Annotated in this window: 17 protein-coding genes; 6 read left to right on the top strand and 11 right to left on the bottom strand. The window is 66.2% G+C overall.

The window, feature by feature from the left end; genetic code table 11:
• Positions 1 to 81: 81 nt before the first annotated feature.
• The 5 genes from cydX to rpoH form a co-directional block, all read right to left on the bottom strand.
• Positions 82 to 204, bottom strand: coding sequence for a cytochrome bd-I oxidase subunit CydX (cydX, locus tag HWX62_RS15365; protein ID WP_175927857.1), 123 nt, complete (start codon positions 202 to 204; stop codon positions 82 to 84).
• Between the two features lie 63 nt (positions 205 to 267).
• On the bottom strand, positions 268 to 1,404 hold the full coding sequence (cydB, locus tag HWX62_RS15360; RefSeq protein ID WP_175927856.1) for a cytochrome d ubiquinol oxidase subunit II: 1,137 nt from the start codon (positions 1,402 to 1,404) through the stop codon (positions 268 to 270).
• Between the two features lie 31 nt (positions 1,405 to 1,435).
• On the bottom strand, positions 1,436 to 3,016 hold the full coding sequence (locus tag HWX62_RS15355) for a cytochrome ubiquinol oxidase subunit I (RefSeq protein ID WP_175927855.1): 1,581 nt from the start codon (positions 3,014 to 3,016) through the stop codon (positions 1,436 to 1,438).
• Positions 3,006 to 3,287, bottom strand: a complete 282-nt coding sequence (gene cydP / locus HWX62_RS15350) for a cytochrome oxidase putative small subunit CydP (protein WP_175928167.1) — start codon at positions 3,285 to 3,287, stop codon at positions 3,006 to 3,008. Before cydP ends, HWX62_RS15355 begins: the two co-directional genes overlap by 11 nt.
• Before the next feature lie 361 nt (positions 3,288 to 3,648).
• The gene (gene rpoH, locus HWX62_RS15345; RefSeq protein WP_175927854.1) at positions 3,649 to 4,584 is read right to left on the bottom strand and encodes an RNA polymerase sigma factor RpoH; all 936 of its coding nucleotides are present in this window, start codon (positions 4,582 to 4,584) and stop codon (positions 3,649 to 3,651) included.
• Between the two features lie 359 nt (positions 4,585 to 4,943).
• Here rpoH and pagL point away from each other — a divergent pair, with 359 nt between their 5' ends.
• Together pagL and HWX62_RS15335 are read left to right on the top strand one after the other, a co-directional pair.
• Entirely contained in the window at positions 4,944 to 5,513 is a 570-nt protein-coding gene (gene pagL, locus HWX62_RS15340) for a lipid A 3-O-deacylase PagL (RefSeq protein ID WP_175927853.1), read from the top strand.
• A 45-nt stretch (positions 5,514 to 5,558) separates the two neighbouring features.
• The gene (locus HWX62_RS15335; protein WP_175927852.1) at positions 5,559 to 5,942 is read left to right on the top strand and encodes a nuclear transport factor 2 family protein; all 384 of its coding nucleotides are present in this window, start codon (positions 5,559 to 5,561) and stop codon (positions 5,940 to 5,942) included.
• Positions 5,943 to 6,085: 143 nt separating this feature from the next.
• Here the strand turns inward: HWX62_RS15335 and leuA are convergent, their stop codons facing one another.
• Both leuA and ybiB read right to left on the bottom strand, forming a co-directional pair.
• Complete coding sequence (gene leuA / locus HWX62_RS15330; protein ID WP_175927851.1) at positions 6,086 to 7,732, bottom strand: 2-isopropylmalate synthase; 1,647 nt, start codon at positions 7,730 to 7,732, stop codon at positions 6,086 to 6,088.
• A gap of 370 nt (positions 7,733 to 8,102) precedes the next feature.
• Positions 8,103 to 9,077 carry a DNA-binding protein YbiB gene (gene ybiB / locus HWX62_RS15325; RefSeq protein WP_175927850.1) on the bottom strand — a complete coding sequence of 325 codons (975 nt, stop codon included), beginning with the start codon at positions 9,075 to 9,077 and terminating at the stop codon, positions 8,103 to 8,105.
• A gap of 187 nt (positions 9,078 to 9,264) precedes the next feature.
• On the opposite strand from ybiB, the gene maiA reads away from it, so the two are divergent.
• Entirely contained in the window at positions 9,265 to 9,909 is a 645-nt protein-coding gene (gene maiA / locus HWX62_RS15320; RefSeq protein WP_175927849.1) for a maleylacetoacetate isomerase, read from the top strand.
• 74 nt (positions 9,910 to 9,983) lie between these two features.
• Here maiA and ftsY read toward each other — a convergent pair whose 3' ends face one another.
• Positions 9,984 to 11,111 (bottom strand): signal recognition particle-docking protein FtsY, encoded by a 1,128-nt coding sequence (ftsY, locus tag HWX62_RS15315; RefSeq protein ID WP_175927848.1) that lies wholly within the window; start codon positions 11,109 to 11,111, stop codon positions 9,984 to 9,986.
• Positions 11,112 to 11,328: 217 nt separating this feature from the next.
• Here ftsY and rsmD point away from each other — a divergent pair, with 217 nt between their 5' ends.
• The 3 genes from rsmD to HWX62_RS15300 all read left to right on the top strand — a co-directional run bounded on the left by rsmD (position 11,329) and on the right by HWX62_RS15300 (position 12,878).
• Positions 11,329 to 11,943 carry a 16S rRNA (guanine(966)-N(2))-methyltransferase RsmD gene (gene rsmD / locus HWX62_RS15310; protein WP_175927847.1) on the top strand — a complete coding sequence of 205 codons (615 nt, stop codon included), beginning with the start codon at positions 11,329 to 11,331 and terminating at the stop codon, positions 11,941 to 11,943.
• 111 nt (positions 11,944 to 12,054) lie between these two features.
• A complete protein-coding gene (gene coaD / locus HWX62_RS15305; protein ID WP_014895999.1) occupies positions 12,055 to 12,552 on the top strand; it encodes a pantetheine-phosphate adenylyltransferase in 498 nt (165 codons plus the stop codon).
• Positions 12,553 to 12,611: 59 nt separating this feature from the next.
• On the top strand, positions 12,612 to 12,878 hold the full coding sequence (locus tag HWX62_RS15300; RefSeq protein WP_059651367.1) for a YfhL family 4Fe-4S dicluster ferredoxin: 267 nt from the start codon (positions 12,612 to 12,614) through the stop codon (positions 12,876 to 12,878).
• A gap of 86 nt (positions 12,879 to 12,964) precedes the next feature.
• Here the strand turns inward: HWX62_RS15300 and hisC are convergent, their stop codons facing one another.
• The 3 genes from hisC to HWX62_RS15285 form a co-directional block, all read right to left on the bottom strand.
• On the bottom strand, positions 12,965 to 14,032 hold the full coding sequence (gene hisC, locus HWX62_RS15295) for a histidinol-phosphate transaminase (RefSeq protein WP_175927846.1): 1,068 nt from the start codon (positions 14,030 to 14,032) through the stop codon (positions 12,965 to 12,967).
• A 117-nt stretch (positions 14,033 to 14,149) separates the two neighbouring features.
• Positions 14,150 to 14,749, bottom strand: coding sequence for an aminoacyl-tRNA hydrolase (gene pth / locus HWX62_RS15290; protein WP_027785469.1), 600 nt, complete (start codon positions 14,747 to 14,749; stop codon positions 14,150 to 14,152).
• A 120-nt stretch (positions 14,750 to 14,869) separates the two neighbouring features.
• Positions 14,870 to 15,478, bottom strand: coding sequence for a 50S ribosomal protein L25/general stress protein Ctc (locus HWX62_RS15285; protein ID WP_175927845.1), 609 nt, complete (start codon positions 15,476 to 15,478; stop codon positions 14,870 to 14,872).
• Positions 15,479 to 15,601: the final 123 nt, after the last annotated feature.

Here is a 15,601-nt window from a genome sequence, read left to right as displayed (position 1 = left end):
ACCTCGCGCGAAGCGAGGTTCTTTCCTTCCGGACGGCGACGGCGCACGATCAATCGGCCGTGCGCGTCACGCGTCGGTGCATCAGTCGCGACGCGCACGCGCCGGCGCGTCCTGCGTCTTCTGCCGCGCTTCCAGCCACATCGCGTTGACGATGCCGAACGACAACGCGACGCCGATACCGAGAATCCAGCTGAAATACCACATGATCCGACTCCTTGCGAAACGGTGGGCGAGGGCGGTTGCACGCCCCCGGCCCGGTTCTGTGCATCAATACATCGAGTGCTTGTTCTCTTCGAGCGTCCGGTGCGTGACCTTGCCGCGCATCACGCGATATACCCAGCTCGTGTAGAGCAGGATGATCGGCAGGAACACGATCACCGCGAACAGCATCACCTGCAGCGTCATGTGGCTCGACGTCGAGTCCCACACGGTCAGGCTGCTGCGCGGGTCGAGCGACGACGGCATGATGAACGGGAACATCGAAAACCCTGCGGTGAGGATCACGCCGACGATCATCAGGCCGGTGCAGAAGAACGCCGTCTTTTCCCGCTTCGAGCCGGCGAGCAGCAGCGCGAGCACGCCGCCCGCGATCCCGACGACGGGCGCCGCGATCATCCACGGATAGTCGTGGTAGTTCGCGAGCCAGAGGCCCGAACCGGCGGCGACGTCCTTGAGCAGCGGGTTCGCGACGGTGTCGGTCGGCGCGGCGTGCGTGATGTGGAAGCCGTCGATATAAGCGGCCACCAGCACGCCGGCCAGCACGAACAGCACGACCGCGAGGAACGACGCGGCGCGCAGCGCGATCGACGCACGGCGCGCGATCGCGCCGTCGGTCTTCATCTTGATGAACGCCGCGCCGTGCGCGACGAGCATCGTGAGGCTGACGAGCCCGCACAGCAGCGCGAACGGGTTCAGCAGCGCCCAGAAGCCGCCGTAGTAGGTCACGCGCAGGTCGCCGTCGAACTTGAACGGCACGCCCTGCAGCAGGTTGCCGAACGCGACGCCGAACACGAGTGCCGGCACGAAGCCGCCGACGAACAGCGCCCAGTCCCAGCCCGCGCGCCAGCGCGGGTCCGGCCGCTTGCTGCGGTAGTCGAAGCCCACCGGCCGGAAGAACAGCGCGAACAGCACGAGCAGCATCGCGAAGTAGAAGCCGGAGAACGACGCCGCGTAGACGAGCGGCCACGCGGCGAACATCGCGCCGCCGGCCGTGATCAGCCACACCTGGTTGCCTTCCCACGTCGCGCCGACGGTGTTGACGATGATGCGGCGCTCCTCGTCGGTCTTGCCGAGGAACGGCAGCAGCGCGGTCGCGCCCATGTCGAAGCCGTCGGTGACGGCGAAGCCGATCAGCAGCACGCCGACGAGCAGCCACCAGATCAGCTTGAGAGTTGCATAGTCCATAGCGATTCCTTGTTCGGTTGCGAGGGCGTGCTCAGACTGCGGCCCGCTCGCCGGCAGCGGCGAGTTCGTGGTGATAGCGGCCGGTATGCAGCGACGACGGGCCGAGGCGCGCGTACTTGAACATCAGCTTGATCTCGATGACGAACAGCACCGTGTAGAACGCGATGAAGCCGGCGAGGCTCAGGTACAGGTCCGTCGACGTCAGGCTGGATGCGGACAGATGCGTCGGCAGGATGCCCGCGATCGTCCACGGCTGGCGGCCGAGCTCGGCGACGACCCAGCCGAATTCCGCGGCGAGCCACGGCAGCGGGATCGCCCACACCGCGTAGCGCAGGAACCAGCGGCGGTTGTCCTGCAGCAGTTGCCGGCGCGCGCAGAACCAGAACGCGGCGACGAAGGTCGCGAGGAACAGGAAGCCGAGGAACACCATGATCCGGAACGAGAAGAACACGGGCGCGACCGGCGGGATCGTCTTCTTCGCGGCGGCCTTGATCTGCTCCGGTGTCGCATCGATCACGTTCGGCGTGAACTGCTTGAGCATCAGCCCGTAGCCGAGATACTGCTTGTGCTGGTCGAACAGCGCACGGGTCGCGTCGCTCGTGTCGCCTTGCTTGATCTTCTGCAGGGCGCCGTACGCGATCATCCCGCTCTGGATGTGTTCCTCGCTGTGCTTCGCGAGCTCGCGCAGGCCGATCACGGGCTCGTCGATCGAGCGCGTCGCGATCAGGCCGAGCGCGTACGGGATCTTGATCGCGTAGTCGGTGCGCTCTTCCTTCTGGTTCGGGATGCCGATCAGCGTGAACGACGCCGGCGCCGGCTGCGTTTCCCATTCCGATTCGATCGCGGCGAGCTTCATCTTCTGCACTTCGCCGGTCGTGTAGCCCGATTCGTCGCCGAGCACGATCACGCACAACGTGGCCGCGAGACCGAAGCCGGCCGCGACCGCGAACGAGCGCAGCGCGAAGTCGACGTCGCGCTTCTTCAGCAGGTACCACGACGAGATGCCGAGCACGAACATCGCGGCCGTCACGTAGCCGGCCGACACGGTGTGCACGAACTTCACCTGCGCGACCGGGTTGAACAGCACGTCGAACAGGTTCGTCAGCTCCATGCGCATCGTCTGGTAGTTGAACTCGGCGCCGACCGGGTTGTTCATCCAGCCGTTCGCGACGAGGATCCACAGCGCGGACAGGTTCGAGCCCAGCGCGACGAGGAACGTGACGATCAGGTGCTTGACCTTCGACAGGCGGTTCCAGCCGAAGAAGAACAGCCCGACGAACGTCGATTCCAGGAAGAACGCCATCAGGCCTTCGACCGCGAGCGGCACGCCGAAGATGTCGCCGACGTAGTGCGAGTAGTACGACCAGTTCGTGCCGAACTGGAATTCGAGCGTGATGCCGGTCGTCACGCCCATCGCGAAATTGATCCCGAACAGCTTGCCCCAGAACTGGGTCATGTCCTTGTAGACCTGTTTGCCGGTCATCACGTACACGGCTTCCATGATGACGAGCAGCCAGGACAGGCCGAGCGTCAGCGGCACGAACAGGAAGTGGTAGAGCGCCGTGATGCCGAACTGCAGACGCGACAGATCGACGACTTCGCTACTTATCATGGTGGTCTCCCTCGGAGGATGCAGGCGCCGGCACCGAGAGCAGCTTCTCGGCCACGGCGGCAGGCGGCAACGACATGTGCTCGGCCTGCGGATGATTGAAGAATGCGTATTTGAGCGACATCAGGAGGATCAGCTTGACGATCAGCACCAGGGCGATGTCGCGGGCGAGGGTCGGTCCGCGTGCCCAGGCGGCGATGCGTGCACGCCAGCCGATCGTGCCGGCCGGCCGCGAGGGCGGCGCAGGCTCTTTATTGATCGAGATCAAGGCGATTATCCTGAATCGATTTATGACGGATTTGGGGGCGACTTTACGTCGGATTCGTGACGGCCGTGAAGCTGTTTTAATCCTTTTGCGCCTGACATGCCAATTTTAAAAGGACGGCTTTCCGATGCCGAGTGCTGCGCTGCGGCAGACCGTCGCGAAGCGCGGGGGAAAAGTTGAGGTAGATCAAGCTTATGCGGACGGGCACCGCAAATGGCGTAATACCCGATGAATCGGGTCAATTAATCGACGCGTAACCGGAGCGTGAAACACGCTGAAAAGCGGAAGAAAAGCAGTGGAGAAACGGACGAAAAAAAACCGCTGCCGGTCGGGCAGCGGTTTTCGATGAGGCGCTCTGAATCGCCGGGATTTATGCGTATTCGGCGAGGGCAGTCCGCATCTTTTTCATCGCGCTTGCTTCGATCTGGCGGATGCGTTCCGCCGACACGCCGAATTCGGCGGCGAGATCGTGCAGCGTCGAGCCGCCCGAGCCATCGTCGTCGACGTGCAGCCAGCGCGCCTCGATGATGCGGCGGCTGCGCGCGTCGAGTGCGTCGAGCGCCTGCGCGATGCCGTCCGTCTGCAGCATGTCGCGCTGACGCGCGGCGAGCACGGCGGTCGGCTCGTTGTGCGAGTCGGCCAGGTAGGCGATCGGCGCGTACGATTCCTCGCCGTCTTCCACTTGGCCCTCGAGCGCGATGTCGCCGCCCGACAGGCGCGTTTCCATCTCGGTGACTTCTTCGCGCTTGACGTTGAGCTCCTGCGCGAGGCCGTCGATTTCCTCGGGCGTCATCGCCTGCATGCTCTTCTTGTGGCTGCGCAGGTTGAAGAACAGCTTGCGCTGCGCCTTCGTCGTCGCGACCTTCACCATGCGCCAGTTGCGCAGGATGTACTCGTGGATCTCGGCCTTGATCCAGTGAATCGCATACGACACCAGGCGCACGTTTTGCGCCGGGTCGAAACGCTTCACGGCCTTCATCAGGCCGATGTTGCCTTCCTGGATCAGGTCGCCGTGCGGCAGGCCGTAGCCGAGATAGTTGCGCGCGATCGACACGACGAGGCGCAGGTGCGACAGCACGAGGCGGCGCGCCGCGTCGAGGTTGTTGTTTTCGCGGAATTCGGTTGCGTACTGGCGTTCCTCTTCGGCGGTCAGCAGCGGAATGCGGTTGACGGCCTGGATGTACGCGTCGATGTTGCCGAGCTGGCCGGGCAACATCGATTGGGCTGCGAGCGCCAGCGAGCCTGCCGATTCGGCCTTGGCCGGCGTCGGGCTCAGCGTGTTCGGGAGGGTCAGGGCGTTGCTCACTAAAAACTCCTTTGGAATCAGGGACAAACCCCCGGTCTCGAATGAGATTCCGTGGGCCATCTTAGCACTCCCGCAAGACGAGTGCTAATTCCTTAGAGTGGGCGGGGGCATCCGAGTTCCCGATTTTCTATCGAACCGACTGAATCGATAGTCTAATCTGCGGCAGGGCGCATCCCATGAAGTTCCGTAAGCCGTTGTTTCTGATGGGAATCAGTAGACGATTTCGATTTTTGTCGTTTTGGAAGCAAACAATTTCGCTTCGTGATGCCGATCCGAAAAGTCCTTTACCATACCATTCAGTTCGCTCGGGCCCGGCCGTTGCGGCAGGCTCCATTCAACCCACAAAGTTGGAGTGTCAGATGAACAATAAGAAGAATCGCCGGCCCTGCAGCCGGCTGGTGTTGCATGCGATGCTGGCGGCATCTCTTCTGGGCGGATCGGGTGCGGCCTTCGCGGATCGATGGGGGATCCAGGCGGGCGGCGGGTTTTCCGATCGTCGCGGGATCGACAAGGCCGATCTCGGCGTGGTGTGGGATCCGGGCTGGAACTGGTGGGAAATCGGCGGCTGGCACTTCGCGTTCGTCGTCGAAGGGCACGCCGCCTACTGGCACACGGGCGGCAATGTCCACGGCAGCATCGGCGAGTTCGGCGTGACGCCGATGTTCCGCTTCATCAAGAATAGCGGAGAGATTCGCCCGTTCATCGAGGCGGGCGGCGGCGTCCGGCTGCTGACGCACCCGACGATCTCGAACAATTTCTCGCTGTCGACCGCGTTCCAGTTCGCGCCGACGGGCGGCGTGGGCGTGCAGTTCGGCCAACGGCAACAGTATCAGGTCGGCTACCGTTTCGAACATGTGTCTAACGCGGGTATCAAAGAGCCGAATCCTAGTATAAATTTCCACCAGTTCTACCTGCAGTACAACTTCTGATCCGCACGCCCGTGCAAGGCGGGCGCGTTGCCGAGGAGTCAGGCGATGGCGAAGGTGGTCGATGCGATCCGCGCGCTCGAGCGCGACCGGTTCCGGGCGATGGTGGACGGCGACGGCGAGGCGCTCGACGCGCTGCTGTCGGACAAGGTGTTTTTCGTCCATACCAACGGCAAGCGCGAAACCAAGCAGCAGTTCATCGACGCCATCGTCGCCGGCCGCCGCCGCTATCGCCAGATCGAAATCCAGTCGCAGGACGTGCTGCCGGTCGGCGACGCCACCTGCGTCGTCACCGGCCGCGCGTTGATCGAGATGGAAACGAACAACGGCGGGCTCGTCTTTCCGATCGCCTATACGTCCGTGCACACGCACGACCAGGGCCGCTGGTGCCTGTTCGCGTGGCAGGCGACGCGGTGCGCGACCGAGGCGTGAGCGCGGGTAGCGCGCCTTTTCATGCCCCGACCGAAGCGGCCTTGTGAGCCGCTTTTTGCTGCCTCGTGCGGCGCGGATCGCGCGGCGCACGGGCGGTCACGCACCGCTCGCTCGCGTTTCAACCCTGCATCGAAGCGCGGCGCTCAGGCCGCCGCGCGGCGATCCGCGCAGTGCCATGCCGAGCGGTTGATCGCGCTGACGACCGCATCGAGCGCCGCGCTCGCTGCATCGGCGTGCACGCCGACACCGTGCCGCAGCGGCGCGTCGCCGACCCGGCAGCCCACCGATACCGCGATTCGTCCGTCCGCCGTGCGCGCGTGTTCGCACGACGCGACGTCGATCGAGGCGCCGGCGGCCGTCGCAAATGCCGCGGCAAAACGTCGCACCGCGTCGTCGGCCGTCGCGTCGGCGGCGGGCGCCACCACGATCTCGCGGCTTTGCCAGCGCGCGCCGCTGCCTTGGCGTGCGGCCGGCCCGTCGGTCTCGAGGAATTCGCGCGCGAACAGCGCGCAGATCGCGTCGCCCGTCACTTCCTCGCCCGATGCGTCGGCGAGCGTCTGCACCGCGTGGCTGAATTCGATCTGGACGCGGCGCGGCGGCGTGAAGCCCATTCCGCGCTCGAGCAGGAACGTCGCGCCGCCTTTGCCGGACTGGCTGTTCACCCGGATCACCGCGTCGTAGCTGCGGCCGAGGTCGGCCGGGTCGATCGGCAGGTACGGCACCTCCCAGATCGCGTCGGGGCGCTGCTGCGCGAAGCCCTTGCGGATCGCGTCCTGGTGCGAGCCCGAGAACGCGGTGAACACGAGGTCGCCCGCGTACGGGTGGCGCGGATGCACGGGAATCTGGTTGCAGCGCTCGACGACGCGGCGCACGGCGTCGATGTCGGAGAAATCGAGGCCCGGGTCGATGCCTTGCGTGTAGAGGTTCAACGCGAGCGTGACGAGATCGACGTTGCCGGTGCGCTCGCCGTTGCCGAACAGGCAGCCCTCGATGCGGTCGGCGCCCGCGAGCAGCGCGAGTTCGGCCGCCGCGACCGCGGTGCCGCGATCGTTGTGCGGATGCACGGACAGCACGATGCTGTCGCGATACGCGAGGTTGCGGTCCATCCATTCGATCTGGTCGGCGAACACGTTCGGGGTCGCGGCCTCGACGGTGGCCGGCAGGTTCACGATCATCTTGTGGTCGCGGGTCGGGCGCCACGTCTGCGCGACCGCGTCGCAGATCTCGCGCGCGAACGTCAGCTCGGTCATGCTGAAGGTTTCCGGCGAGTACTGGAAGGTCCAGCGCGTATCGGGGCGCGCGGCCGCGTGCGCCTTGATGATGCGCGTGCCGTCGATCGCGAGCGCCTTCACGTCGTCCTTCGACATGCCGAACACGATGCGGCGGAACGACGGACAGACCGCGTTGTACAGGTGCACGATCGCGCGCGGCACGCCTTCGAGCGCGTCGAACGTACGGGCGATCAGGTCCTCGCGCGACTGCACGAGCACCTCGATCGTCACGTCGTCGGGAATCCGCTTGTCGTCGATCAGCTTGCGCACGAAATCGAAGTCGGTTTGCGACGCCGACGGAAAACCGACTTCGATCTCCTTGAATCCGATCGCGACCAGCATCTCGAAGAACGCGAGCTTCTGTTCGATGCTCATCGGCTCGATCAGCGACTGGTTGCCGTCGCGCAGGTCGGTGCTCATCCACACGGGCGCACGCTCGATGGTGCGGGCCGGCCAGCGGCGGCCATTGAGGCGAACGGGCTCGAACGGACGGTACTTGTCTTGCGGATTGCGCATCATCTTCTGGACCTCGGGTCTCAAGTCGCGAGCGAAGACGGGCGGCATGGGCGACGGTTGGCGCTGCCTCGCATCCCGGCGCGCGATGGCGCCGCGGATGCGGATGATCTTCGCGAATCGGCCGACGGATAGACGGACGAAGGCTGACGACTTCGGGTTGTAAAAACTGCGAGAGGGGTACTGCGAGGAACTGCCGGGAGGACCGTGCGGACAGCACACGGCGCTACGTCAGCCTTAGGCTAGTCGTAGCGATAGCGGCCGCGCTAGGCGGCCGGAGGTAATTCGGAGGGTGTTCGGAAAGGAACGCATGACGGCCACTCTATGCCAGGATGCGGCCGCGTGTCAAATGTCGGGAAAAAGGGGCGGGTCGCCGTCAGCGCGCGACGCGGGCGATCTGCACGATCGTCGCGACCTGGCGCGACACGGTGTCGGGCACCGGCACCTCGCCGCGCAACACGGCGTCCGTCCACGCGGCCGTGGTTGCCGCATCGCGCGACTCGGGCAGCGCGACGGGCGGTGCATCGGTCGACGAGCGCTCGGCCTCGATCAGCGTGTCGCATACGCCGTCGTGCAGCCAGTCGACCTGCACCTGGCGCCGCGTGTCGGCCACCGCTTCGCCTTCGGTGCCGCGCGCGAGCAGCGCGCCGCCGAGCGCGGCGTCCGGATGATCGCGGAACAACTGCGCGAGGCTGTCGCGGTACGGCGGATGCGTGTAGTTGACGAGCCGCAGCCCGGCCGGCGCGAACGGTTGCAGGATCTTCACGAGCGTATGCGTCGAGTTGCGTACGCCGAGCACGCCGCGCATCGACAGCAGGTGCGCGATGCGCGGCGCCAGCACGTCGATCGGCGCGAACGCGACGCGGCGTTCGGCGAGCGTATCCTCGATCGCGTCGTGCGACGTCGACGGCGCGAGCGACAGCGCCGAGAAGATTTCGGCGCTCGTCACGCGGCCCGCATCGCGCTCGACCCCGTGCACGAGCACCGGCACGCCTTCGCGCGCGAGCAGCAGCGCGAGCAGCGGCACGAGGTTCGGCTGCTTGCGCGCGCCGTTGTAGCTCGGAATCGACACCGGGCGGAACGCGGCATCCTGCACGTGCACGGGCTCGAACGACGCCTGCGCGGCGGCGAGCATCGCGGCCAGTTCGTCGGCGGATTCGCCCTTGAGCCGATAGGCGATCAGGATCGCGCCGAGTTCGACGTCCGACACGCGCGCCTCGAGCATCGCGCGATAAAGCTCGAACGTGTCCTCGGCGGACAGGGCGCGCGCGCCGTTCGGGCCGCGGCCGATTTCCTTGATGAAACGGGCGCAAGGGAACGGAGCGGCGGCGGGATCGTGGGAAGCGGTCATCGGAACGTGGGGCGGGCGGCCGGCATCGGGCCGCGCGGCGAGCGGTGAGGAATGGAATGCCCCCAAGTATCGCACGGGCGCGGCCGCGCATCGTGCCGCGCTACACTCTGGTTCCCGGCGGTGCGCGCACCGGCTGCGTCGCGCCCGTGCCGCCGCCGGTCGAATACGATCAAAAGCGAGACATCCCATGAAGCTCTACAGCTACTTCCGCAGTTCCGCATCGTACCGTGTGCGGATCGCCCTGAATCTCAAGCGGCTGCCGTTCGACTATGCGCCCGTGCACATGCTGCGCGACGGCGGCGAGCAACTGAAGGACGCGTACCGCGCGCTGAATCCGGATGCGGTGGTGCCGACGCTGGTCGATGGCGACGCGACGCTGCAGCAGTCGCTCGCGATCATCGAATATCTCGACGAAACGCATCCCGAGCCCGCGCTGCTGCCGAAGCAGCCGGTCGATCGCGCGTACGTGCGCGCGGTCGCGTTGCAGATCGCGTGCGAAATCCACCCGCTCAACAACCTGCGCGTGCTCAAGTACCTGAAGCACACGCTGAAGGTGCCAGAGGAAGCGAAGAACGCGTGGTACCGGCACTGGATCGAGGCCGGCTTCGAGACGCTCGAGACGCGCCTCGCGAACGATCCGCGCACCGGCAAGCTGTGCTTCGGCGACACGCCGACGCTCGCCGACGTGTGCCTCGTGCCGCAAGTGTTCAACGCGAACCGCTTCTCGATCGATACGACGCGTTTCCCGACGATCCAGCGGATCGTCGACCATGCGGCGACGATCGACGCGTTCAAGGCCGCCGAGCCGGGGGTGCAGCCCGACGCGGAATGAGCGCGGCGAGCATGATCGGGCGCGCATGAAAAAGGGCGCCTGAAGGCGCCCCGTGCGAGACGAGCCGGCGGCGCTCAGCCGAGCAGCGCGTCCGCGAATTCCACCGCGCTGAACGGCTGCAGGTCCTCGACCTTCTCGCCGACGCCGATGAAGTAGACGGGCACGGGCCGTTGCCGCGCGATCGCGGCGAGAATCCCGCCCTTCGCGGTGCCGTCGAGCTTCGTGACGATCAGGCCGGTCAGGCCCAGTGCGTCATCGAATGCCTTCACCTGCGTGAGCGCGTTCTGGCCGGTGTTCGCGTCGATCACCAGCAGCACTTCGTGCGGCGCGCCGTCGTGCGCCTTCGCGATCACGCGCTTCACCTTCTTCAGCTCTTCCATCAGATGGAGCTGCGTCGGCAGGCGGCCGGCCGTGTCGGCCATCATCACGTCGATCTTGCGTGCGCGCGCGGCGCTGACCGCGTCGAAGATCACCGCGGCCGGATCGCCGCTTTCCTGCTGCACGACCGTCACGTTGTTGCGCTCGCCCCAGACCGCCAGCTGTTCGCGCGCGGCCGCGCGGAACGTGTCGCCGGCGGCCAGCAGCACCGACTGGTCGAAGCTCTGCAGATGCTTCGCGAGCTTGCCGATGCTGGTCGTCTTGCCCGCGCCGTTCACGCCGGTGATCATCATCACGAGCGGCTGCGCGCGGCCGAGCATCAGCGATTTCTCGAGCGGCGTCAGCAGCTCGACGAGCAGGTCGTGCAGCGCAGCCTTCACCTGCTGCGGATCGGTGAGCCGGCCCGCGCGCACCTTTTCGCGCAGCGCGCCGAGCAGGTACTCGGTCGCGTCGACGCCCGCGTCGGACATCAGCAGCGCGGTTTCGAGCTCCTCGTACAGGTCCTCGTCGATCTTGGTGTTGACGAACACGCCGGTGATGCTCAAGCCCGTCTTCGCGAGCCCCGTTTTCAGGCGCGCGAGCCACGATTTCTTCGCGGACGCGTCCTGCAGCGGCGGCGGGACGATCTCGACCGTCTCGACCACTTCATCGCGGCCGTCGTTGGTCGGCGTGACCGTCATCACGACGGCCGGCGCGGCCGGTTGCGCGCTCGCCTGCGGCGCGTCGGCGTCGGACGCTTCGTCCGCTTGCTGCGCGTCGGCCGATTGCGATTCCGCCGGATCGGGCTCCTGCGTTTTCTTGAATCGTTTGAAGAAACTGAACATGGTCTGACGTCGGGAAGAGGGCGGGCCGCCGCCGGAAGCGGGGCGCCGGACGGGCCGTTCTGCGTTCGCGCGGGCGCGGCGCACGGCGGCCGAAACCGTGCATTTTATCAGTGCGGCGTGGCGCTCGCGCCAGTGCGCGTCGCCGCTGTGGTAACGTGCGCCTGTTTGGCGGCGCGCCCCTCGCGCGCGCCCGGTCCCTCCGTTGTCGATATCCCGTATGTCCCGTTCCTCTTCCGGCCGCCCCGCGGCCCCTTCCGGCCGCGGCAAGCCGCACACGATCCGCATCATCGGCGGCGACTGGAAACGCACGCCGCTCGCGGTGCTCGATCTCGACGGCCTGCGCCCGACCCCCGATCGCGTGCGCGAGACGCTGTTCAACTGGCTCGGCCAGGATCTCGAAGGGCGGCGCTGCCTCGACCTGTTCGCGGGCACCGGCGCGCTCGGCTTCGAGGCCGCGTCGCGCGGCGCGGCGAGCGTCGTGATGGTCGAGCGCCATCCGCGCGCCGCGCAGCAACTGCGTGCGATCAAGGACAAGCTCGGCGCCCGTTCGGTCGAGATCGCCGAAGCCGATGCGCTGCGGCTCGCGGCCGGGCTCACGCCGGGCGCGTTCGACGTCGTGTTCCTCGATCCGCCGTTCGACGACCTGGCCGCGCTCGAGCGCGCGATCGCGCTCGCGGCGCCGCTCGTCGCGGCGGGCGGTGCGCTCTACGTCGAAACGGGGGCGGAACTCGATCCGGCCGCACACGACGCGCTCGCGGGCTGGCAGGTGGCGAAGCACGGCAAGGCCGGTGCGGTTCACTATCATTTGCTGCGGCGCGAAAATGATGAATAATGCGCGTTCCATACGAGGCGGCGCGCCGCAAAGGCGACGCATGCCCATCTCGGCAGCGGCGCGTGCATCGCACGGCTGCCATCCCGTTTGCGTGATGACAGGAGGAGCGACATGGTAGTCGCCGTGTATCCCGGTACGTTCGATCCGCTGACGCGCGGGCACGAAGACCTCGTGCGGCGTGCGTCGAGCATTTTTGATACGCTGGTGGTGGGCGTTGCCGACAGCCGCGCGAAAAAGCCGTTTTTCTCGCTCGAAGAACGTCTGACGATTGCGAACGAGGTGCTCGGCCACTATCCGAACGTGAAGGTGATGAGTTTCACCGGCCTCCTGAAGGATTTCGTCCGCGTCAACAATGCGCGTGTGATCGTGCGCGGGCTGCGCGCCGTGTCCGATTTCGAATACGAGTTCCAGATGGCGGGGATGAACCGCTATCTGCTGCCCGACGTCGAGACGATGTTCATGACGCCGTCCGATCAGTACCAGTTCATCTCGGGGACGATCGTGCGCGAAATCGCGCAGTTGGGCGGCGATGTCAGCAAATTCGTGTTTCCGTCCGTCGAGAAGTGGCTGACCGAGAAAGTCGCCGCGATGGGAGGCCCCGCCGCGTGATGCGGCGCCGGCCGGTTTCGTCGCGAAGCCGGCCGCCGGCCTGAAGAAGTGAGATCAGTATGGCTTTGATGATTACCGACGAGTGCATCAATTGCGACGTGTGCGAGCCCGAGTGCCCGAACGGCGCGATTTCGATGGGCCCGGACATCTACGTGATCGACCCGAACAAGTGCACCGAGTGCGTCGGCCATTTCGACGAGCCGCAGTGCCAGCAGGTGTGTCCGGTCGAATGCATTCCGCGCGATCCGCAGCATGACGAATCGCACGCGCAATTGATGGAGAAGTATCACGCGTTGATCGCCGTGAAGGGCGACGGCGCGTCGTGACCCCGCGCTGACGCGCGCATGCCGATTGGCAGGCACGCGTCGCGCTTTCTTTCAGATCGGCGCCGTCCGGCGCCGGTTCTTCCGGGTCAGGCCAGCAGCTCGCGCAACGCCGCGACGAGCGCATCGCATTCGGCATCGGTGCCGACGGTGATGCGCAGATGCTGGTCGATTCGCGGCAGCCGGAAGTGCCGCACGAAAATTTCCCGTTCCTTCAGTTTCGCCGCGATCGTGCCCGCGTCGTGCGCGGGATGGCGCGCGAACACGAAATTCGCGGCCGACGGCACGATCTCGAAGCCGAGTGCGTCGAGCGCCTGCGTGAGCCGCGCGCGGCTGTCGATCACACGCCGGCACGTGGCGTTGAAATAGTCGGTGTCTTCGTATGCGGCCTGCGCGGCGACCTGCGCGAGCCGGTCGAGCGGGTACGAGTTGAAGCTGTCCTTCACGCGGTTCAGCGCGTCGATCAGCGCCGCGTCGCCGAACGCGAAGCCGACGCGCATGCCCGCGAGCGAGCGCGCCTTCGACGTCGTATGCACGACGAGCAGGTTCGGATGACGGTCGATCAGCGTAATGGCCGACTGCGCGCCGAAATCGACGTACGCTTCGTCGATCACGACGACCGACGACGGATTCGCACCCGCGATCCGCTCGACGTCCGCGAGCGGCAGCGCGCGCCCGGTCGGCGCATTCGGGTTCGGAAACAGCACGGCGCCGGCGTCGTCGAGATAGTCGTCGACGCGGATCGAGAAATCGTCCGCGAGCGGCACGACCGCGGTCTCGACGCCGTACAGCCGCGCGTAGGTCGGATAGAAGCTGTACGTGATGTCGGGAAAGCGCAGCGGCCGGTCGTGCTTGAGCAGCGCCTGGAACGTGTGCGCGAGCACCTCGTCGGAGCCGTTGCCGACGAACACCTGTTCGGGCTTGATGCGGTGATGGGCCGCGACCGTCTCGCGCAGTGCGCGCGCGACCGGGTCCGGATAACGGCGCAGCGTGTCGCCGGTGTCGCCGAGTTCGCGTGCGATCGCCGCGACGACGCGCGGCGACGGCGGATAGGGATTCTCGTTGGTGTTCAGCTTGACGGGGTGCGCGAGCGCGGGCTGTTCGCCCGGCACGTAAGGCACGAGTTGCTGAACGACGTCGCTCCAGTAACGGCTCACCGCTTGGCTCCTGTCGGGCAAAGCGTCCAGATTACCGCATGTGCGCGTCGCGGTGGGGCGGGCGGGGCCGCCCGGTTGCGCCGCCCGGCCGATGCACCGGGCCGGTGCGGGGTGCGGTCAGTTGCGATGCAGCTGCATCGTCGCGCGGTCGAGTTCGCCCTTGACGATCATCGGCATCACGGCGAGCGCGCGTTCGATCGATGCGTCGATCACGTCCTGTTCCTCGCGGCGCGGCGGTTTCAGCACGAAGTTCGCGACATCGGGCTTCGCGCCGGCGCGCGCACTTTCCGGAATCAGGTCGCGCGGATGGCCGATGCCGATGCGCAGCCGCCAGTATTGCTGCGACGACAGATGCGCGGAGATGTCCTTGAGGCCGTTGTGGCCGCCGCTGCCGCCGCCGAGTTTCAGCTTCACGGTACCGGGCGGCAGGTCGAGCTCGTCGTGCGCGACGAGGATCTGGTCGGGCAGGATCTTGAAGAATTGCGCGAGCGCGACGACCGACTGGCCGGAGCGGTTCATGTAGGTCTGCGGCTCGAGCAGATGGACTTCCTCGCCGTGCAGGCGCGCTTTCGCATAAAAGCCGTGGAAGCGGCGTTCGTCGCGCAGCGTCGTGCCGGCTTCGCGGGCGAGCTGGTCGATCAGCCAGAAACCGGCGTTGTGGCGCGTCGCGGTGTATTCCGCCCCGGGATTGCCGAGGCCGACGATCAGTTTGATCATGACGTTTCGAAAGCGGCGGCTGCCGCCTGGGCGCAGAAAAAGAAAAACCCGCCGGGCAAGCCGCGGCGGGTTGCGTCGACCGTTCCGTGAAACGGATCGATGGGGCGCGTAGGCGGCCGCTTAGGCAGCCGGCGTTTCGCCTTCGCCTGCTGCGTCCGACACGGCACCAGCCGGGACCGTCGCCGATGCGACGACCGGGTTTTCCGCTTCGACGTGTGCGACCAGCGCCACGCCCTTCGGCAGTGCGATGTCCTTCGCGTGCAGCGACTGACCGGCTTCGATCTTCGACAGGTCGACTTCGAGGAATTCCGGCAGGGCAGCCGGCAGGCACTCGACTTCGATTTCCGTCGCGACGTGCGAAACGACCGCGCTCGACAGCTTCACGGCCGGGCTGACTTCAGCGTTCAGGAAGTGCAGCGGCACCTTCGTGTGCAGCTTCTTCTTCGCGTCGACGCGCTGGAAGTCCACGTGCAGCACCAGTTGCTTGAACGGGTGGTATTGCACGTCGCGCAGCAGAACCTGTTGCGACTGGCCAGCGATTTCCAGGTCGAGGATCGACGAGTGGAAGGCTTCCTTCTTCAGGGCGTGCCACAGGGCGTTGTGATCGAGTTCGATCTTTTGCGGAGCGGCTTCGCCACCGTAAACGATACCCGTGGTCTTACCGGCGTTGCGCAGGCGGCGGCTCGCACCCGTACCTTGCTGTTGGCGCTCGAAAGCGACGACTTTCATGTGATTCTCCAATGGCTGCCCGCGACCAGGCAGTAAAACGGGGCCATCAAATGGCGGCCCCCGATGAAACGGCCGGGGTTTCGTCTATCCCGTCCGATTGTGCAAAAAGCGAAGCGTTGCCGC

This window comes from Burkholderia sp. BCC0506 (assembly GCF_902833145.1).
Classification (GTDB): Bacteria; Pseudomonadota; Gammaproteobacteria; order Burkholderiales; family Burkholderiaceae; genus Burkholderia.
The sequence above is the reverse complement of the archived record's forward strand: the minus strand, read 5'-3'. Positions and strand labels throughout refer to the sequence as shown.

Bases quoted from the DNA above. Each gene is read 5' to 3' on its own strand.
- HWX62_RS15300 (WP_059651367.1), top strand. From the start codon at position 12,612: ATGGCTTTGATGATTACCGACGAGTGCATCAATTGCGACGTGTGCGAG.
- HWX62_RS15285 (WP_175927845.1), bottom strand. From the start codon at position 15,478: ATGAAAGTCGTCGCTTTCGAGCGCCAACAGCAAGGTACGGGTGCGAGC.
- cydX (WP_175927857.1), bottom strand. From the start codon at position 204: ATGTGGTATTTCAGCTGGATTCTCGGTATCGGCGTCGCGTTGTCGTTC.
- HWX62_RS15335 (WP_175927852.1), top strand. From the start codon at position 5,559: ATGGCGAAGGTGGTCGATGCGATCCGCGCGCTCGAGCGCGACCGGTTC.
- coaD (WP_014895999.1), top strand. From the start codon at position 12,055: ATGGTAGTCGCCGTGTATCCCGGTACGTTCGATCCGCTGACGCGCGGG.
- pagL (WP_175927853.1), top strand. From the start codon at position 4,944: ATGAACAATAAGAAGAATCGCCGGCCCTGCAGCCGGCTGGTGTTGCAT.
- maiA (WP_175927849.1), top strand. From the start codon at position 9,265: ATGAAGCTCTACAGCTACTTCCGCAGTTCCGCATCGTACCGTGTGCGG.
- HWX62_RS15355 (WP_175927855.1), bottom strand. From the start codon at position 3,016: ATGATAAGTAGCGAAGTCGTCGATCTGTCGCGTCTGCAGTTCGGCATC.
- ftsY (WP_175927848.1), bottom strand. From the start codon at position 11,111: ATGTTCAGTTTCTTCAAACGATTCAAGAAAACGCAGGAGCCCGATCCG.
- leuA (WP_175927851.1), bottom strand. From the start codon at position 7,732: ATGATGCGCAATCCGCAAGACAAGTACCGTCCGTTCGAGCCCGTTCGC.
- pth (WP_027785469.1), bottom strand. From the start codon at position 14,749: ATGATCAAACTGATCGTCGGCCTCGGCAATCCCGGGGCGGAATACACC.
- ybiB (WP_175927850.1), bottom strand. From the start codon at position 9,077: ATGACCGCTTCCCACGATCCCGCCGCCGCTCCGTTCCCTTGCGCCCGT.
- rsmD (WP_175927847.1), top strand. From the start codon at position 11,329: ATGTCCCGTTCCTCTTCCGGCCGCCCCGCGGCCCCTTCCGGCCGCGGC.
- cydB (WP_175927856.1), bottom strand. From the start codon at position 1,404: ATGGACTATGCAACTCTCAAGCTGATCTGGTGGCTGCTCGTCGGCGTG.